The following is a 17694-nucleotide window of genomic DNA, read 5'->3' as shown; positions in this document are numbered from 1 at the left end:
CTGAGCCACGACAACGGGAGGGCACCGATGGCCGGACTGCGCTTGGGGCCGCTGCTGCGCCACGTCGACGCGGACAGCGCGACGGTGTGGGTGGAGACCGACCGGCCGTGCGTGGTGCGCATCCGCTGCGACAGCGGGGCGTCCGGTGCCCAGCGCACCTGGCAGGTGGCCGGCCACCACTACGCGCTGGTACCGGTGACCGGCCTGGCGCCCGGCAGCGAGACGCCCTACCAGGTCCTGCTGGACGAGCAGCAGGTCTGGCCGCTGCCCGACGGCCGGTTCCCGCAGAGCACGATCCGCACCCTCACGACCTCCGGGCGGGCCCCGCTGAGCATCGCCTTCGGCTCCTGCCGCTGGTCCGCGACCCCCGCGACCGCCGCCCACGACCCCGCCGGCCCGGACGCGCTCGACACCCTCGCCGCCACTCTGGCCGCCGATCCCACCCGCGAACGCCCGGACGTGCTGCTGCTGTTGGGCGACCAGGTCTACGCCGACCAGACCTCCGAGGCGACCGCACAGAAGCTGGCCGAGCACCGCGACACCAGCCGACCGCCGTGGAAACAGGTCGCCGACTACGAGGAGTACACCCACCTCTATTACGAGTCCTGGCTCGCCCCGGAGGTGCGCTGGCTGCTGTCCACCGTCCCCAGCTGCATGATCTTCGACGACCACGATGTGATCGACGACTGGAACACCTCCGCCGCCTGGCTGAGCCGGATGCGGGCGACCTCCTGGTGGCACGAGCGCATCCTGGGCGGCCTGATGTCGTACTGGGTGTACCAGCATCTGGGCAATCTCCCGCCCGCGGAGCTGGCCGCCGACGAGCTGTACGCCCAGGTGCGGGCGGCGGACGACGGCACGGACCTGGTGCGGGAGTTCGCGGCCGGCGCGGACGCCGATCCGGCGGGCGCCCGCTGGAGCTACCGCCGCGACTTCGGCCGGGTGCGCCTGGTCATGATCGACACCCGCGCCACCCGCGTCCTGGACGAGGGCAGCCGCGCGATGCTCGACAAGGCCGAGGGCGAATGGCTGCGCCAGGCCGTGCTGGACGGGCGCGGCGACTACGACCACCTGCTGCTGGGCAGTTCGCTGCCCTGGCTGCTGCCCCATCTCATCCATGCCGCGGAGGGCTGGAACGCCGCGCTGTGCGCCGGCGAACGCGGGCCCCGCTGGGCCCGGAGCAGCGAGTTCCTGCGCCAGCGGGCCGATCTGGAGCACTGGGCGGCGTTCCCCGGTTCGTTCGCCGCGCTCACCGATCTGATCGCCGAGGCGGGCTCCGGAACGAACGCCCCGGCGACGGTCTGTGTGCTGTCCGGGGACGTGCACCACGCGTACGTGGCGGAGCCGCACTGGCGCGAGGCCGGGCGGCGGCCCACGAGCCGGGTGCTGCAGCTGACCTGCTCCCCCGTCCACAACAGCATCCCCGGCTCACTGCAGGCCGGCTTCCGGTTCGGCTGGAGCCGGGCCGGCCGGTGGCTGGGGAAGCTGGTGGCCCGGCACGGCCGGCTCGGGCGACCGCCGGTGAAGTGGCGGCGTACGGGCGGCCCCTGGTTCGGCAATCAGCTGATGACGCTGACTCTGGCGGGCCGTACGGCGCGGATCGCGCTGGATCAGGCCCGCCGGGAGAAGTGGAGCGGAAACATCCGGCTGGTCACGGTGTGGCGTGAGGTGGTGGCCGATGCCCGTGTCGGCGGGGAAAACGGCGATGTGCACGAGTCCGTCCCCGAGGCCGATCGCCCGAATCCTGGATGATCCGGGCGGCCCGCCACCCACGGCCTGCTGATCGGCCGTCAGCCTGCCGTCGTCCGGTCCGCGGATGTGGCCGAATTCTCTGCCCCTCCGGGTGCTGCGCCGGCGGGTCGGGCGGTGATGATGGTGCGCACCTCTGCTCGTCGCCCGAACTTCTGGACGGCCGCGCCCGCGCGCCGGCCGCCAGCCCCGCCCCAGGGAGAGCCCCACTTGGCCGCCGACCGCATCGCCGACCGCCACCGCCCCGCCATCGCCGTCGTCGGCGCGGGGCCACGCGGAACGAGCGTGCTGGAAAGGATCTGCGCCTCGGCCGCCGAACTGGCCCCGGGTGCCCGCCTGACCGTCCATGTGATCGACCCCGCCCCGCCCGGCGCCGGCCAGGTATGGCGCACCGCCCAGCCGCCCGAGCTGCTGATGAACACCGTGGCGTCGCAGGTGACGCTGTTCACCGACGAGAGCGTCGAGTGCGCGGGGCCGATACGCACGGGGCCGAGCCTGTACGCCTGGGAGGGGTGCGAGGTCGGCCCGGACGACTATCCGGGGCGCGCGCTGTACGGCCGCTATCTGGAGTGGGTCTTCCGGCACACGGTGCGCACCGCCCCCGAGGGGGTGACCGTCGTGCCGCACACCGCCCGCGCGGTGCGGCTGACCGAGGCCGTCGACGGCACACAGTCGCTCGCCCTCGACGACGGCCGGGAGCTGACCGGCCTGGGGGCGGTGGTGCTCGCCCAGGGCCATCTGCCGACCGCCCCGGACCCCGAGCAGCGGCGCCTCGCCGACTACGCCGCCGGGCACGGGCTGCACTATCTGCCGCCGGCCAACCCCGCCGACCTCACCACCGAGCTGGCGGCGCTGGCACCGGGCCGCCCGGTGCTGCTGCGCGGTCTCGGGCTCAACTTCTTCGACCACATGGCGCTGCTGACGACGGCGCGCGGCGGCCGGTTCGCGCACGGCGCGGACGGCGCGCTGAGGTATCTGCCGTCCGGGCGCGAACCCAGGCTGTACGCGGGGTCCCGGCGTGGCATTCCGTACCACGCGCGCGGCGACAACGCGAAGGGCGCGCACGGGCGTCATCTGCCGCTGCTGCTCACCGCGGACGTGATCGCCGCCTTCCGCAAGCGCGCCGGGTCCGGCGATCTGCCCGACTTCCTGGCGGAGGTCTGGCCCCTGGTGGCCAAGGAAGTGGAGTCGGTCTACTACGAGGCGCTGCTGGCGCGGCGGGAAGCGTCCGGCCCGTTGGACGACTCGTTCCGCGACCGCTTCCGGGAGCGCTTCCTGGGGTGCGCCCACCGCAGCCCCGAGGAGGCCGCCGCGCTGGACGCCTTCGGTATCGCGCCCGCCGAGCGCTGGGACTGGGAACGGGTCTCCCGGCCGCACGCGGGGCGGTCGTTCGCCGGCCGCGCCGCCTTCCGGGAGTGGCTGCTGGACCATCTGCGCGCGGACGTCGCACACGCCCGGCTGGACAATGTGTCCGGGCCGGTCAAGGCGGCCCTCGACGTGCTGCGGGATCTGCGCAACGAGCTGCGGCAGATCGTCGACCACGGCGGGCTGGCCGGCGCGTCCCGCCGCGACCACCTGGACCGCTGGTACACCCCGCTCAACGCCTTCTTGTCCATCGGGCCGCCGCGGCGCCGGATAGCGGAGACGGCGGCGCTGATCGAGGCCGGGGTGCTGGAGGTGGTCGGCCCCCGGATGGTGGTCCGGCCCGGTGCCGCGGACGGCCACGGGCCCGGTTTCACGGCGTACTCCCCGGACGTCCCGGGGTCGGAGGTGACGGCGGCGGCGCTGATCGAGGCGCGGCTGCCGGAGCCGGATCTGCGGCGTACGGCGGATGAGCTGCTGGTCCGGCTGCTGGCCGAGGGCGGCTGCCGGCCGCACACCGCGGCCGGCTACGAGACCGGTGGGCTCGATGTGTCGCCGAGCCCGTACCACCTCGTCGAGGCCGATGGACGGTGCCATCCGCGGCGGTTCGCCATCGGGGTGCCGACGGAGGGCGTGCACTGGGTGACGGCGGCGGGGGCCCGCCCGGGGGTGGGCTCGGTCACCTTGGCCGATACGGACGCGGTGGCGCGGGCGGCGCTGCGGACGGCGGTCGGGTCCTGCCCCGTGGGCTCGGGCGCGGCGGCTTCGGAGGCGGCTGCTTCGGTCCAAAGGTCCCATATGACCAAAGCTTGAACTTGCAAGTACCTTTAGGGTTCCCTAACCTTTACCTTCACGGTTCCCTTCGTCCCCAGAAACCGTAGGAGTCCCCACATGTCCGCACCGCTGAACTCGTTCACCCAGAGAACGGCTCCGCACGCCCTCGCACTCTTCCGCGTCGTCATCGGGCTGCTCTTCGCCTGCCACGGCGCGTCCTCGCTCTTCGGCGTTCTCGGCGGCGCGATGGGGCAGGGCGGCACCGTGCCCACCGGCTCCTGGCCGGGCTGGTACGCCGCCGTCATACAGCTGGCCGGCGGCATCCTCGTGATGCTGGGCCTCGGCACCCGCGCCGCGGCGCTCGTCAGCTCCGGCTCGATGGCGTACGCGTACTTCTCCGTCCACCAGGCCGGCGCACTGATGCCGATCCAGAACGGCGGCGAGTCCGCCGCGATCTACGCCTGGGCCTTCCTGCTGATCGTCTTCACCGGCCCCGGCACCTGGGCGCTGGACCGCGTCTTCTTCGGTACCCGCGAGCAGGAGGCGGCCCCGAGCGCGCAGCGGGAGCCTTCCGCCGCCTGATCCCGACGTGTCCCACACGGCCCGTACGGCACCTTCGCCGTACGGGCCGTGCCGTCTTCTCGGCGGGCGGCACCGCCACCCCGCACCGGCCGGCGGAAGGGCCAGGCGTACGCTGTATGGCGCTAGAGCCGCCCCTGCCGCACCGAGCGACGTCGCGGCGGGGTCCGGAGCGGGAGAAGCACGTTGGTGGAAAGCCTGGGGTCGCTCAGCGGCACCCCCTGGGTGTACGTGATCGTCAGCCTGTCGATCGTCCTCGACGTGTTCGTCCCGATCCTGCCCAGCGGAGTCCTGGTGATCGCCGCGGCCACCACGGCCGCCGGCACCGGGACCGCGGCCGACGCCGTCGATGTCGCCTCGTCCGTCCACGGCGGAGCCCATCTGGCCGAGATGCTCTCCCTGGTGCTGTGCGCGGCCGGCGCCTCGGTGCTGGGCGACATGGTGGCCTACCGGCTCGCCTGGCGCGGCGGCGACCGCTTCGACCGGGCCATCGGCCGCTCGCGCCGTCTGACGGCGGCGCACAAGCGCCTCGGCACGGCGCTGACGCGGGGCGGGGGCGGCATCGTCGTACTGGCCCGTTTCGCGCCCGCCGGGCGGTCCGTGGTCAGCCTGGGCGCCGGCGTCGCGCACCGTACGGTCCGCGAGTTCCTCCCCTGGTCCGCGCTGGCCGGCCTCGCCTGGGCCGCGTACAGCGTGAGCCTCGGCTACTTCGGCGGCCACTGGCTCGGCGCGTCCTGGGTGAGCACCGCGCTCTCCGTCGTCGCCCTCTTCGCCGCCGGGTCGGCCGCGGCGTTCCTGATGCGGCGGCCGGAGAGGCGTACCGCGCACTGACGCGGCGCCGCACGCGGAGACGCGGAGACGCGGAGCGGTACGGGAAAAGCCGTGGCCGGATGTCAGACCCGGCTGCGACCATGACGGCATGAGCGGTACGAACGACACCGACGGCACGAAGCGCTCCGACGGCCCGCAGGACCCCGGCGGCACGCCCGGCACCGGCGAGGGGACGACGGCGCCCGCGCCCGCCGCGGTGCGCCCCTGGTATCCCCGCCCCGAGACCGCCGACGACATACCGGCCGTCCGCCGGATCAATCTCGCCGCTTTCGACACGGCCGCGGAGGCGGATCTCGTCGACGCCCTGCGCCGCGATCCCGCCGCCTGGCTGCCCGGGCTCTCGTACGTCGCCGACGCGCCGGACGGCACCCCGGCCGCCCACGCCCTGCTGACGCGCTGCCATGTCGACGAGGTCCCCGCCGTCGCGCTCGCCCCGTGCGCGGTGCTGCCCGGGTACCAGAAGAGCGGTGCGGGCAGTGCGGTGATCCGCGCCCTGCTGGAGGCCGCGCGGGCCGCCGGCGAGCACACCGCGATCGTGCTGGGCCACCCGCCGTACTACCCGCGCTTCGGGTTCGTGCCGGCCGTCGACCGCTTCGGCATCCTGCCCCCGCAGCCCTGGCCGGACGAGGCCTTCATGGCGCTCTCCCTGGACGGCTCCATACCCCCGCGCGGCACGGTGCGCTACGCGGAGGCCTTCGGCATCGACGACTGACCCCGGCCTGCGCCGCCGGCCTCCGTCCCCGGTGCCCCACACCGACGCGACCAGGACCGATGGCGATTCGGAGTAAAGTCGAGCGTCACACCACCCGCCCGCCGCCACCCGCGAGCGCACCGAGCCCTCCCGGGAGCGTGCCGGACGCCGCGCCGCAACGGCACCCCACGGGACGGGCCGAACCACACACGCGAGGCACACTTCGGTGAACGCAGCACCGGTCGTCGAATGGACCGAGGCCGACCGGCCCCGCTCCGCCCGTTGGCGTTCCGAGAACGGCTCCCCGCCACCCCGGCGGATCGTCATCGCGGACGACCGGACGCGGGCCGACGACGCCTACAAACTCGCCTGTGAGGGGACCGCGCTGCTGTGGCGGGGCGACTTCCACAACGCCCGCCAGCTGCTGACGGCGATGGCCCGCCGCATCGACCGCCGCCCGCGCAAGGCACCGCCCGCCGATGCCACTCAGGCGTTCCATCTGCACCGCGCCGCGCAGAACCAACGCGCCCGCATCCTGGGCATGCTGCTGATCCCGCTCGACGCCACGCACGCCGTCCCGCTGCACCGCGCCCCCGACGTCCGCGAGGCCTGCACCAGGGCATACGGCCCCGGAGAGCCCGCTCCCGCGGAGACCTTCGACGCCGAGGGCCCGGCCCCGGCCGCCTCGCTGGTGTCGCTGCGTGAACTCCTCGCCCTGATCGGCGCCAACGAATGGCGCAGGAAGGGCGTGCAGATCCCGGCGCTCGGCGGCGACCGCATCCACCCGCACTACGGCGTCTTCTCGCCGGCCCGCGGTGAGTACGTCGACCTGGTCGCCGAGGCGCCGCTGCCCGCGCAGGACCTGGCGTTCGACATCGGCACCGGCACCGGCGTGCTGGCCGTGGTGCTCGCCCGGCGCGGTGTGCGCACCGTGGTGGCCACCGACCAGGACCCGCGCGCGCTGGCCTGCGCCCGCGAGAACACCGAACGCCTGGGTGTCGCCGGGCAGGTGGAGGTGGTCGAGGCGGATCTGTTCCCGGCCGGCCGCGCCCCGCTGGTCGTCTGCAATCCCCCGTGGGTGCCCGCGAAACCGACCTCCCCGGTGGAGCGCGCGGTGTACGACCCGGGCAACGCGATGCTGCACGGATTCCTCAACGGCCTCGCCGACCATCTGACCCCGGGCGGCGAGGGCTGGCTGATCCTCTCCGACCTGGCCGAACACCTCGGCCTGCGCCCGCACGCCGAGCTCCTCGACGCCTTCACCAAGGCCGGTCTGACGGTCCTGGGCCGGCTCGACATCACCCCGCGCCATCCGCGCGCCCGCGACACCTCCGACCCGCTCCATGAGGCCCGCGCGGCCGAGGTCACCTCGCTGTGGCGGCTGGGGGTCTCGAACGGGTAGCCCGCCCGACCGGCCTCAGCCCCGGTCCGTCCCCGCTCCACCGGGCGCGCCCTGGGGCCGTAGCCCCGCACACGCGTTGCTGACGTAGCGGCGCCAGTCACCGGCGTCGTGACGGATCACCGCCGCCAGTCCGCACACGATCATCACCACGTCGCCCACCTCGACGTCCGCGCGCACCGCGCCCTCGTCCTTGGCGCGGGCGAGCAGTTGGCCTGCGACCGCCTCGGCCTGCGTGCGGCCCTCCCCGGTCGGCTCAGTGGAGCCGAACGCCGCCTCGATCGACGCGGACAGCCCCCGCTCGGCGTCCAGCACCTCCCCGATGTGCTCGACATAGGCGGCCAGCCCGTCGGCGGCCGTGGCGCTGGGCAGGCAGCGGGTGCGCCCGAACTCCACGATCTCCGCCTGGCGTTGCTCCCCCACAGCGGCGATCAGGGCCGCCCTGCTGGGGAAGTGCCGGTAGACCGTTCCGACGCCCACCCCCGCCGCCCGGGCGACCTCGGGCATCTGTGCCTCGTCGCCCCGCGCGCGGAACACCTCCCGCGCGGCGTCCAGCACACGGGTGCGGTTGCGCTCGGCGTCGGCGCGCGGCCTGCGCTGCGGGGTGGGGGAGGTCGAAGAGGCTGCCACATCGCCGATGCTACTGCTACGCTCCTCAAACGGAATCGGATTCCGATTCCACTTTCCGCCCTGCGCACCCACCAGGAGAGGACCGGCGATCACCATGCCCGAGGAGCGATTCTTCGTCCTGCGGCCCGGCGAGCGACGCCCGGGCCGCGTGCCCCTGCCGCCCGGCTTCGGCGTCAAGGCCCGTACGCACGACACCGAGGGCCGGCTCGCCATCCTGGAGAACCAGCTCGACGTCGACATTCCGCCGCATGTCCACCACCACGCCGACGAGTTCGTCTACGTCCTCGAAGGCGAGATGGAGGTCGACTTCGACGGCGCCACCCACCGCCTGACCGCGGGCATGTGCGCCCTGCTCCCCCACGGCGTCCCGCACGCCATGCGCAACGCCTCCCAGCCGCCCGCCCGCTGCCTGCAGATCTCGTCACCGGGCAGCTGGGAGGAGTTCGTGGAGGACATGTTCGAGGCCGGGCCGGTCGTCATGAAGGGCGGCCACCCCGACCTCGCCCGCCTCAACGCGATCGGCGCGAAATACGGCATGGAGTACTACGACTAAGGCGCGGCGGCCACGGCCGAGGCACCGAGGGAGCCGGACCGATCCGCCGCCGGCCGGCCGCCGATCAGGCACGATGGCCCCATCATGGATCCCCGGCACCTCCTCTCCCGCGCCCGCCGGCTCGCCGGCTCCGCGACCCCCGCACGACGCCGACTGCTCGGCATCACCGGCCCACCGGGCGCCGGCAAGTCCACCCTCGCCGCCCACCTGGTGGCGGAGCTGGCCGGGCAGGCGGCGCTCGTCCCGATGGACGGCTTCCATCTCGCCGAGGCGGAGCTGCACCGCCTCGGCCGCACGGACCGCAAGGGCGCGCCCGACACCTTCGATCCCGCCGGGTACGAGGCACTGCTGGCGCGCCTGCGCACGCCGGAGCCGGACACCACCGTCTACGCCCCGTCCTTCGACCGTCGCATCGAGGAGCCGGTCGCCGGCAGCATCGCCGTCGCACCACACATCCCGCTCGTCGTCACCGAGGGCAACTACCTCCTCCTCGACTCCGCGCCGTGGCCACGGGTCCGCGCGCTGCTCGACGAGGTCTGGTACGTGGAGCTGGACAACCCGGAGCGAATCCGGCGGCTGATCGACCGCCATGAGCGCTTCGGGCGCCCACGCGCCGACGCCGAACGGTTCGTGCACACCTCGGACGAGGCCAACGCCCGCCTCGTGGCGGCGACTCGCGACCACGCCGACCTCGTCATCTCCTTCGCCCCCGAAACGGCCCCCGCCCCGTCCGGCGACTGACCCCTACCGCCGCCCGCCGGCCAACAGACCGACCACCGACAGCGCGCCCCACCCCACGGACACCGCGGCCGCCTTCGCCCTCCGGTCCCGACCCGGCAGCGTCGCACCGACCAGGACGGCGTCCCCGAGATCCGCCGCGATCCTTATGTACGCGGCGGTGCGCAGCGCCGGCCCCTCGGGCGCCAGCGCGAGCGCGAGCCCGCTGGCCACCTCCCGCCAGGCCAGCGGGCGCAACGAGACCCGGGTGGCCCGCTCGACCCTTCCCTCACCGTCGACCAGCCCCGAAGGCCGCGCCAGCAGATCGGGCACCGCCGTCACCGCCACCCCGTACACCGCCGTGGCCACCCCGACCGCACGCAACAGACCGACCTTCATCCGCTCTCCCGCTCTCCCTCGCCGACGCCTTCCGCCCTCACCGCCTGCTTCCCCTCAACTCCTTTCCGCATCAAGCCCCTTCCCAAACGACATCATCGATGTCATCATGACATCATGAGTGTCAATGAGGGGGATGCCGCAGAGCATGGCACCGACGCGAACGGCGCTGGAGCGCACAGCTCCACCGCGCGCGACGCCGACAGGGAGGGGACCGACGGACCCCCTCCCGCCGAGGACCTGCTGTACGGCGTCATCAGACGCCTTTGGCCGCTGCACCGGACGGTCGTCCGCGCGGTGGAGCGCGAGCTGACGGACACGGGCATGACCGCCGGTGAACACGCATTGCTGGACGCCCTGCACAGCGAAGGCCCCAGGACCGTGCCGCAGTTGGCCCGCTCCATGGGGCTCGACAGACAGCCGGTGCAGCGCTGGGTGAACCACGCCGCGGAGCTGGGCCTGGTCGTGACGACACCCAACCCCGCACACCGCCGCTCCTCCCTGATCGAGCTCACCGCCGAGGGCACGGCGGCAATACGCGGGATCCAGGAGTTCGAGGCGACGGAGCTGCGACGACGACTGGCCGACCTGCCCGCCGAGGACGTCCGCACGACCCTGCATGTACTCGACCGACTCGGCGAGGAATTCCGGCACCTGGCGAACGGCTCACACGTTCCACCGGAGAATGCCGACATCACCGACAAGTAATGTCAGCACCACGCATCTCACGCGCAAAGGACGGTCCGGAGCATGACCCGAGCAATCACCGACTGGTCCGAGGTCGACAACGGCCTCGTGCCGGTCGACAGCGGCGAGCTGTTCTATGAGACGGCCGGCTCGGGTCCCGCGGTGGTGCTGCTGCACGGCGGCATGCTCGACCAGCACATGTGGGACGAACAGTTCACCTGGCTGGTGAACTCCGGCCTCCGCGCGATCCGCTACGACTTCCGCGGCCACGGCCTGTCCTCCACGGTGGACGGGGACTACGCCAACCACGACGACCTGTGCACGCTCCTGGACGCGCTCGACGCCCCCAGCGCCGTCCTCGTCGGCCTCTCACACGGTTCGCGGGTCGCCCTCGACACCGCGATAGCCCACCCGGACCGGGTGACGGCCCTCGCGCTCGCCTCCCCCGGCATCAGCGGCCGCCCCTTCACCGACCCCTTCGTCCTGGAGCACATCAAGGAGCAGGTCGCGGCCATCGGCGCACCGGACGGCGCGGAGCGCTATGTCGAGCACTTCCTGCGGATGTGGGTGGACGGTCCGCATCGCGAACCATCCGCCGTGCACCCGGGGTTCCGTGAGCGGATGCGCGCCTCGGCCACGGCCAATGTGGAGGTGCATGCCGACGGGCTGGGCGCCGGGATGCCCCTTGAGGTCGGCGCCGCGGACCGTCTCGGCGAGATCCGGGTGCCGACGGTCGTGCTCGACGGCGACCTCGACAGTACGGACATCTCCGCCAACGCCCACGCCATAGCGCTGGCCGTCCCCGGCGCCCGAAGAGTCCGAATACCGGGCGCGGCCCATATGGTCAATCTGGAGAACACCGGGCTCTTCGACCGCGAACTGCATGCCTTTCTCTCGTCCTTGGAGTACTGACCCGGCGCCCCTGGCCCACCGGCCCCGCCGGAGCCCCGGCCCTCCCGGCGACCACCGGCCGTGAGTCCGCTGCCACTGGCCCGCACCTCCACCCGTCCTCCTCGACAGATCCCGCACTCCCCGGCAGATAGAGTGACCGAGCCGTGGTGTTCGGGAAGACCGGTGCCGGACCTTGTGTCCCAGGCCGGAGCGGCCCTCGCCACTGTGATCGGGGAGTTTCCAGCCCTTTCCGTATGCGCATGGCGCGCGTACGGCGCCACTGACCGCAGCCCGCGGCCGGGAAGGCGGGGAGGGACGCGTGCACCCGTAAGCCAGGAGACCGGCCACGGCATCTCACGAAGTGATCCACGAGGTGCTGGAGCGTGACCGCCGGATGGCCCTGTCCACCGATACCCCGAACACCCCTGCCCCCGCCGCGTTCCGGTGGCGCCGGCAGGACACCCTCCGTACCGCCGGTCTGATGGCCGTCATAGCCGGTCTGCACGTCGTCGCCTTCGGCGTGCTCTTCCTGCTCGTCGTCCCGCACCACTACTCCGTGGGCAGCCAGGTCTTCGGCGCCGGACTCGGCATCACCGCCTACACCCTCGGCATGCGGCACGCCTTCGATGCCGACCACATCGCCGCGATCGACAACACCACCCGCAAGTTGATGGCCGACGGCAAGCGGCCGGTCTCGGTGGGCTTCTGGTTCGCGCTCGGCCACTCCAGCGTGGTGGTCGCGATGGCCGCCCTCGTGGCGGGCGGCGCCCAGCTCGCCGGGACCCTGCTCAACGACGAGTCCCGTACCCACCAGATCCTCGGCACCATCGGCACCACGGTCTCGGGGACGTTCCTCTACCTCATCGCCGCCCTCAACCTCATCGCGTTGGCCGGGATCTGGCGGGTCTTCCGCGGTATGCGCGACGGCCGGTACGACGAGGCCGAGCTGGAGCAGCGCCTCGACTCGCGCGGCTTCATGAACCGCTTCCTGGGGCGCTTCACCCGCTCGATCTCCCGCCCCGGCCAGATGTTCCCGCTCGGCTTCCTCTTCGGGCTCGGCTTCGACACCGCGACCGAGGTGACCCTGATGGTGATGGCGGGCAGCGGCGCCGCGGCCGGCCTGCCGTGGTACGCGATCCTGTGCCTGCCGCTGCTGTTCGCCGCCGGGATGAGCCTGTTCGACACCCTCGACGGCACGTTCATGAACTTCGCCTACCAGTGGGCGTTCTCCAACCCGGTGCGCAAGGTCTACTACAACCTCACCATCACCGGACTGTCGATCGCCGTCGCCTTCTTCATCGGCACGATCGAGCTGGTGACCGTGCTGCACGACAAACTCGCCCTCGACGACCCGCTGACCGGCTGGATCTCCAGCCTCGACCTCGACAACGTCGGCTTCATCATCGTCGGCCTGTTCGTCGTGGTGTGGGCCGCGGCGCTGGCGTACTGGCGACTGAGCGGCGTGGAGAAGCGCTGGGCGCAGCGAGCGGAGGCGGCGGACCGGGCGAAGCCCGCAGAGCAGGCGGCACCGGCGTCGGACTCCTGAGGCACGGCGCGCGGGCCGCGCCTCACCTCACGTGGCCGAACCGGCCGCGGCGCCCGTCACCAGATCCGGCCCCCAGCGCCTCAGCGCCACCGCCAGATCCAGCGGCCGCAGCCGGTCCGCCACCTCCGGCCCCGGCCAGTCCTCCCGCGGAACCCGCCACATCACCTCGAACTCGTTGCCGTCCGGGTCCCTGGCGTACAGGGACTTGGAGACGAGGTGGTCGGTGGCGCCGACCAGGGCGCCGCGCTCGCCGAGCCGCGCCTCGGCCGCGGCGAGTTCGCCGAGCGTGCCGACCTCCCAGGCCAGGTGGTACAGCCCGACGCGCCCGGCCTCCGGCCCCGGCGCGTCCGCCCCTACCGCGAACAGCCCCAGGTCGTGATCGTTCAGCGAGCCGGGCGCGCTGAGGAAGGCCGCCCGCCCCGGTATCTCCACATCCACGGTGAGCCCCAGCGCCTCACCGTAGAAAGCCACCGCCCGTGCCACATCCCGGACGTACAACACCGCGTGATTGAGCCGTCGTACGGCCATGAACCCGCTCTCCGATCTCCCACCACGACACCACGTGGCCCATTTACTTGAAACTTCAAACTACTGTGGACGATACACCCCCACACGCCACAAACAACAGCCCCCAGCGGCCCCCGGAGCACCTCCACCCCCGCCACCCCACCGCCCCCGGGCACGAAAACGGCCCCCGACTCAAACGAGCCGGGGGCCGCTGACCTCACGGTCCACCACTACGGGCACCACAGGATCCGAACCTGCGACACCTACTTGCAGGAGAGCCTCTGCTCCCAGGCCGATGCCTCGGGGCGGGCCTCCAGGCCACGGATGTGCTGCCGCCTGGCGACCGGCAGGAGCTCGAATACCCCCACCGGCCGGGCTAGCCGGCCCTCTTCGCCCGAACGTCCTCGGCCGTCAGGGCCTTACCACCGACTGCCCATTCGCCGCTGGGCGTCTCGGTGACCACCACATGCGTCACCGGTCGCAGTGCCTCGCCTTCGATGGCGATCAACGCCTCGGAGACATCTTCGACCATCTTCTGCTTCTCTTCGGGGGTGAATACTCCGGCGATCACCTTGATGTCGATGAATGGCATCGGATGCCTCCCACAGATGGTGAGATCGAGCCGCCATGTCGCCTTGGCACCAGGGCCGAATGCGGTGTGGGCTTCGCGTCCTCTTCGGAGAGAAGGGCACCGGCGAGCCGCGCGCTGACTCTCGCAGCCTGCCCGAACAACACTCGCAGGCGGCGCCCGGTCCCCGTCCGGCCGGCCCGGTTCACCGTCGAGCGGCGACGCCGATCGCCAACCGCCGCTGCCGGCCTTCCGGCGCTGACATGCTGCTACCAGTGTCGCAGATCAACCCCTGTGACGTGCGGCAGCGCGGTTCGGATGGGCCGCGCATCCACGGCAACAAACGATCAAGGCCCAGGAATCCGAGTACATATCGGATGGCCTGGGCCTTCGTCGTTTCGCGTGGTGAGTGGGCACAGACGGATTTGAACCGCCGACATCTGCTTTGTAAGAGCAGCGCTCTACCGCTGAGCTATGCGCCCTGGTCGAGCCGACAGACTACCTTGCCTTCGGGGCTGAACTGCAAACCAGTGCGCGAAGTGCGAACTTACCGGCCGGTGTGTTCGTTTCCGGTGAGTGGGAGAATGGCATCCGTCCTGGGGCGAACCGATCGGGAGAGGGAAGTGACGGCGACACACACGCAGCCGCATGAGCAGCGAGAACGCCGTCGCGCGCGTGGAGGCCCGGTCCGGGATGCGGTGACGCTCGCGTTGCTGCCGTTGCCGTTGCTGATCGCGTTGGCCCCGATGGCGTTCGCCGGTGGGGGGACGCGTCGCTGGTTCGGGCGCGGGGAGAGCCAGCGGGCCGATGCGCAGGCCGCGAAGGATGCCGCAGCGGCGGCCTTCTACGAGCTGGACACCGCACACCGGGATCTGCGGATCTCCATAGAGACGATCACCGCGGTGGACAGTTCCCCTCAGGCTCAGCGGGCCGCGGCGGACTACGAGGGCTTCGGGCGGCGGATCGACGAGGTGAGTCACGGCTATATCACCGCGGTCGACTCCCATGATCTCGACCGTGATGATCTGGACGGCGCCGCGATGACACGGGCGCGGGCCGATCTGACGCGGGCCAAGGAGGAGCTGGACCGGGTCAAGGGCGACCTCGACCGGTTCGCACAGGGGCTGGGGCCGCTGCTGCAGTCCGCCGAGACGCAGCTCGCGCAGCTCGCCCCGGCGGTGGAGCGGGCGCGGCAGGCGCTGCTGGCGGCGAGCAACGCGCTGGACGCGGTCCGGGCCCAGGGCATGCGGGCGGACGATCTCGCGGCCCGGCTGGCGGCGCTCGGGCCGGAGCTGACCAAGCTCAATCAGGGCGCCGGGCAGCACGGCGTACAGGAGACCATCCGGCGCGCCGACGACGTGCTGCGCAGGTCCGAGGGCATACGGGCCGAGGCCGAGCGGTTGCCGGCGAAGGCCGCGGAGATCGACAAGCGGCTGGTGTCACTGCGGACCCGGGCGCAGGCGATCACGACGCGCGCCGGGAAGGTCGATCCGGTCCTCAGCGAGCTGCGGCGGCGCTACAGCGCGGCATGCTGGCAGGACCTGCAGCACGTCCCGGAGCAGGCGGCGCAGTCCGTGCAGCAGGCCGAGGTCAAGCTGCGGGAGGCGCAGCAGGCGCGGGACGAGCAGCGCTGGGCGGATGCCACGAGCCGGCTGGCGACCGTACGGGCGCTGCTGGACTCCACCGACGACGCGGTGTCTGCGGCCGGTGACCGGCTGCAGCGGCTCGATGCGGTGTCGTTCGACCGGCAGAAGGAGGTCGAACGGACCCGCTTCGCCCTCCGGGACGCGCAGCGGCTGGCGATGGCCGGGCGCAGCACCCCCGACCCGCGGCATGCCCGCCCCCTGGACGACGCGGTGGCGCGGCTCGACCGCGCGGTCGCCGGTCTGGAAGGGCGGCATCCGGACTGGTGGCACTTCCTGACGGAGACGGAGGCCGTGCGGCAGACGGCGGCCCGGGTGGTGCAGGAGATCCGGGACGCCAGGGGCGCGGCGGGGACCGCCGGCTGAGGCTGGCGGCTTCGCCCAGGCGACGCTGAGTGCAGTTCCCTGCCGGGGCAGGAGTCGCCCCGTTCCGGAGACGTTCTTCCAGGTGCGATGGCGTGAAGCGGCCCTTGGGCGGATCCTGGAGATTGAGTACGGCCCAGGCGGCACATCTGCGCGAAGGAGGCCGGACATGGCTACTGGGGCTACTGGCCATACCCTGCACGGGCCCATGGGGCGGTTCCACCGGGCCAAGGGGCACCGTCGTGCCCGGCTCGACGAGCATCTGCCCGTGGATCACGGGCTCAGCAAGGTCTACCGCATCGGCGCCGGGCTGATGGGCCTGGTGCTGGTCGCATTCGGCATCCTCGGACTGACCCACCACATCGGCTTCTTCGACACCGGCGGCGACACCGTCGCGGGGCTGAACACCAACGGTTCCCTGAGCGTGCTGTCGATCGTCGTCGGAGCGATCCTCTTCGCCGGCATGGTGATCGGCGGGAACTTCGCCTCGACCCTCAACATCGTGTTCGGCGGCCTCTTCCTGCTGAGCGGATTCGTGAACCTGGCGCTGCTGGACACCGGCGCGAACTTCCTCGCCTTCCGCATCCAGAACGTCCTGTTCAGCTTCGTGGTCGGGCTGATGCTGCTGGTCTTCGGGATGTACGGACGGGTCAGCGGCGGCCTCCCGCAGGACAACCCTTACTGGCGCGCCCGACACCCGGATGAGGCGGAACAGTTCGACCGCGGCCAGATGCACCCGGTAGCCGGCATGACGGCCGGCCGGCTGGTGGCGCGCCGGAAGATGCAGGGCGCCCCGCATGCCGGGCGCGGCTCGTTCGGCCCCGGTACCAGTAGCAGCATCACCCGAAGGAGCACCGGTGCCGGCTCCGGGAGCACGGGCACCGGCGCGGGCGACTCCGGCGGCAAGGGGGCCTGACCGGGGCGAGGGACACGTCAGGGCGTACCGAGGTGGGATTGGGGTGCTCGGTACGCCCTGACGACCGGTGCCGGCAGGCGGCGGGTGGTTCGGGGGCAGGGGGAGGCGGGGCGCGGGGACCAGGGGCAGGGGGAGCAGGGAGCAGCACCATGAGCCGGTCGGAGCGCGCCGCCTCCGCCGCGGGCCACGGAGCGCACGGCGCGACGGTCGAGGCGCTCGCCAGGCGGATCCTCCAGGGCACCTACGGCGAGGGGGAAACCCTGGTCATGCCGGAGTTGATGGCGGAGCTGGACGTCAGCCAGACCGTACTGCGTGAGGCGGTCAAGGTACTGACCACCAAGGGGCTCCTGGGCACCCATCAGCAGCGCGGCACCTTCGTCCGCCCCCGGGAGGAGTGGAATCTCCTGGACACGGACGTGCTGCGCTGGAAGCTGGCGGCCGGGGTGTCCTCGGACTTCTTCGCCGACGTGCTCGAACTGCGCCGCTCCATCGAGCCGGCCGCGGCCGCGCTCGCCGCCGAGCGCCGTACCGACGACGATCTGGCCGCACTGGACGCCGCGCTGAGCGCGATGGCCGCGACCGACGACGATCCGGTGCTGCTCGTACGCGCCGACGCCTCCTTCCACACGGCGATGCTGATCGCGTCGAACAACCGCTTCTACGCGCAGATGCACCGGGTGATCGTGCCCGTGCTCGTCGAGCGCGACCGGGCGGTGCTCGCCGCCGATCGCGCCTTCGAGCATCCGCATGCGGTGCACGCCGCGGTCGTCGAAGCCGTACGGAACCGGGACGTCGACGGCGCGTACATGGCGATGCTCGAACTGCTGGACAAGTCGGCGCGCGAGCATCCGTAGGCCGGGCCGGGCCGGCCAGGGCGTGGCGCGTGCCGTGG

The 17694-nt window shown here is 72.4% G+C and carries 18 protein-coding genes, 1 tRNA gene and 1 riboswitch; of the genes, 14 read left to right on the top strand and 5 right to left on the bottom strand.

The window, feature by feature from the left end; genetic code table 11:
* Positions 1–27 precede the first annotated feature (27 nt).
* The 6 genes from ACFWZH_RS09145 to ACFWZH_RS09120 all read left to right on the top strand — a co-directional run bounded on the left by ACFWZH_RS09145 (position 28) and on the right by ACFWZH_RS09120 (position 7388).
* On the top strand, positions 28–1752 hold the full coding sequence (locus ACFWZH_RS09145) for an alkaline phosphatase D family protein (RefSeq protein ID WP_384427287.1): 1725 nt from the start codon (positions 28–30) through the stop codon (positions 1750–1752).
* 207 nt (positions 1753–1959) lie between these two features.
* Complete coding sequence (locus ACFWZH_RS09140) at positions 1960–3924, top strand: FAD/NAD(P)-binding protein (RefSeq protein WP_384427285.1); 1965 nt, start codon at positions 1960–1962, stop codon at positions 3922–3924.
* A gap of 78 nt (positions 3925–4002) precedes the next feature.
* A complete protein-coding gene (locus tag ACFWZH_RS09135; RefSeq protein ID WP_384427283.1) occupies positions 4003–4467 on the top strand; it encodes a DoxX family protein in 465 nt (154 codons plus the stop codon).
* A gap of 183 nt (positions 4468–4650) precedes the next feature.
* A complete protein-coding gene (locus ACFWZH_RS09130) occupies positions 4651–5295 on the top strand; it encodes a DedA family protein (RefSeq protein WP_384427281.1) in 645 nt (214 codons plus the stop codon).
* Positions 5296–5383: 88 nt separating this feature from the next.
* Positions 5384–6007, top strand: a complete 624-nt coding sequence (locus ACFWZH_RS09125; protein ID WP_384427279.1) for a GNAT family N-acetyltransferase — start codon at positions 5384–5386, stop codon at positions 6005–6007.
* A gap of 205 nt (positions 6008–6212) precedes the next feature.
* Positions 6213–7388, top strand: coding sequence for a methyltransferase (locus tag ACFWZH_RS09120; protein ID WP_384427278.1), 1176 nt, complete (start codon positions 6213–6215; stop codon positions 7386–7388).
* A 15-nt stretch (positions 7389–7403) separates the two neighbouring features.
* Here ACFWZH_RS09120 and ACFWZH_RS09115 read toward each other — a convergent pair whose 3' ends face one another.
* Positions 7404–8015 carry a TetR/AcrR family transcriptional regulator gene (locus ACFWZH_RS09115; protein WP_384427276.1) on the bottom strand — a complete coding sequence of 204 codons (612 nt, stop codon included), beginning with the start codon at positions 8013–8015 and terminating at the stop codon, positions 7404–7406.
* A 94-nt stretch (positions 8016–8109) separates the two neighbouring features.
* Here ACFWZH_RS09115 and ACFWZH_RS09110 point away from each other — a divergent pair, with 94 nt between their 5' ends.
* Both ACFWZH_RS09110 and ACFWZH_RS09105 read left to right on the top strand, forming a co-directional pair.
* The gene (locus ACFWZH_RS09110) at positions 8110–8568 is read left to right on the top strand and encodes a cupin domain-containing protein (RefSeq protein WP_384427274.1); all 459 of its coding nucleotides are present in this window, start codon (positions 8110–8112) and stop codon (positions 8566–8568) included.
* An 84-nt stretch (positions 8569–8652) separates the two neighbouring features.
* The gene (locus ACFWZH_RS09105) at positions 8653–9309 is read left to right on the top strand and encodes a nucleoside/nucleotide kinase family protein (RefSeq protein ID WP_384427272.1); all 657 of its coding nucleotides are present in this window, start codon (positions 8653–8655) and stop codon (positions 9307–9309) included.
* 3 nt (positions 9310–9312) lie between these two features.
* On the opposite strand, the gene ACFWZH_RS09100 is transcribed toward ACFWZH_RS09105, so the two are convergent.
* Positions 9313–9684 carry a hypothetical protein gene (locus tag ACFWZH_RS09100; protein WP_384427270.1) on the bottom strand — a complete coding sequence of 124 codons (372 nt, stop codon included), beginning with the start codon at positions 9682–9684 and terminating at the stop codon, positions 9313–9315.
* A 114-nt stretch (positions 9685–9798) separates the two neighbouring features.
* Here ACFWZH_RS09100 and ACFWZH_RS09095 point away from each other — a divergent pair, with 114 nt between their 5' ends.
* The 3 genes from ACFWZH_RS09095 (at position 9799) to ACFWZH_RS09085 (ending at position 12805) form a co-directional block, all read left to right on the top strand.
* Positions 9799–10389, top strand: a complete 591-nt coding sequence (locus ACFWZH_RS09095) for a MarR family winged helix-turn-helix transcriptional regulator (protein WP_384427268.1) — start codon at positions 9799–9801, stop codon at positions 10387–10389.
* Positions 10390–10431: 42 nt separating this feature from the next.
* On the top strand, positions 10432–11280 hold the full coding sequence (locus tag ACFWZH_RS09090; RefSeq protein ID WP_384427266.1) for an alpha/beta fold hydrolase: 849 nt from the start codon (positions 10432–10434) through the stop codon (positions 11278–11280).
* 127 nt (positions 11281–11407) lie between these two features.
* Positions 11408–11623, top strand: a riboswitch (cobalamin riboswitch).
* A gap of 30 nt (positions 11624–11653) precedes the next feature.
* Positions 11654–12805: a HoxN/HupN/NixA family nickel/cobalt transporter gene (locus ACFWZH_RS09085; protein WP_384427339.1), complete on the top strand. Its 1152-nt coding sequence runs from the start codon at positions 11654–11656 to the stop codon at positions 12803–12805.
* Positions 12806–12832: 27 nt separating this feature from the next.
* Here the strand turns inward: ACFWZH_RS09085 and ACFWZH_RS09080 are convergent, their stop codons facing one another.
* From ACFWZH_RS09080 to ACFWZH_RS09070, 3 genes are all read right to left on the bottom strand, one after another.
* Entirely contained in the window at positions 12833–13333 is a 501-nt protein-coding gene (locus tag ACFWZH_RS09080; RefSeq protein ID WP_384427264.1) for a VOC family protein, read from the bottom strand.
* 355 nt (positions 13334–13688) lie between these two features.
* Entirely contained in the window at positions 13689–13904 is a 216-nt protein-coding gene (locus ACFWZH_RS09075; protein WP_384427262.1) for a 4-oxalocrotonate tautomerase family protein, read from the bottom strand.
* A 386-nt stretch (positions 13905–14290) separates the two neighbouring features.
* Positions 14291–14362: transfer RNA gene (locus ACFWZH_RS09070), tRNA-Val, on the bottom strand.
* 141 nt (positions 14363–14503) lie between these two features.
* Between ACFWZH_RS09070 and ACFWZH_RS09065 the strand changes: the two genes are divergently transcribed.
* From ACFWZH_RS09065 to ACFWZH_RS09055, 3 genes are all read left to right on the top strand, one after another.
* Complete coding sequence (locus ACFWZH_RS09065) at positions 14504–15889, top strand: hypothetical protein (RefSeq protein WP_384427261.1); 1386 nt, start codon at positions 14504–14506, stop codon at positions 15887–15889.
* A 205-nt stretch (positions 15890–16094) separates the two neighbouring features.
* Complete coding sequence (locus tag ACFWZH_RS09060; protein WP_384427259.1) at positions 16095–16802, top strand: DUF4383 domain-containing protein; 708 nt, start codon at positions 16095–16097, stop codon at positions 16800–16802.
* 149 nt (positions 16803–16951) lie between these two features.
* Positions 16952–17656, top strand: coding sequence for a FadR/GntR family transcriptional regulator (locus tag ACFWZH_RS09055; protein WP_384427257.1), 705 nt, complete (start codon positions 16952–16954; stop codon positions 17654–17656).
* The last annotated feature ends 38 nt before the right edge of the window (positions 17657–17694 follow it).

Origin of the sequence: Streptomyces sp. NPDC059008 (assembly GCF_042749045.1) — a bacterium.
In the GTDB taxonomy this organism is placed as follows: Bacteria; Actinomycetota; Actinomycetes; order Streptomycetales; family Streptomycetaceae; genus Streptomyces.
The sequence above is the reverse complement of the archived record's forward strand: the minus strand, read 5'-3'. Positions and strand labels throughout refer to the sequence as shown.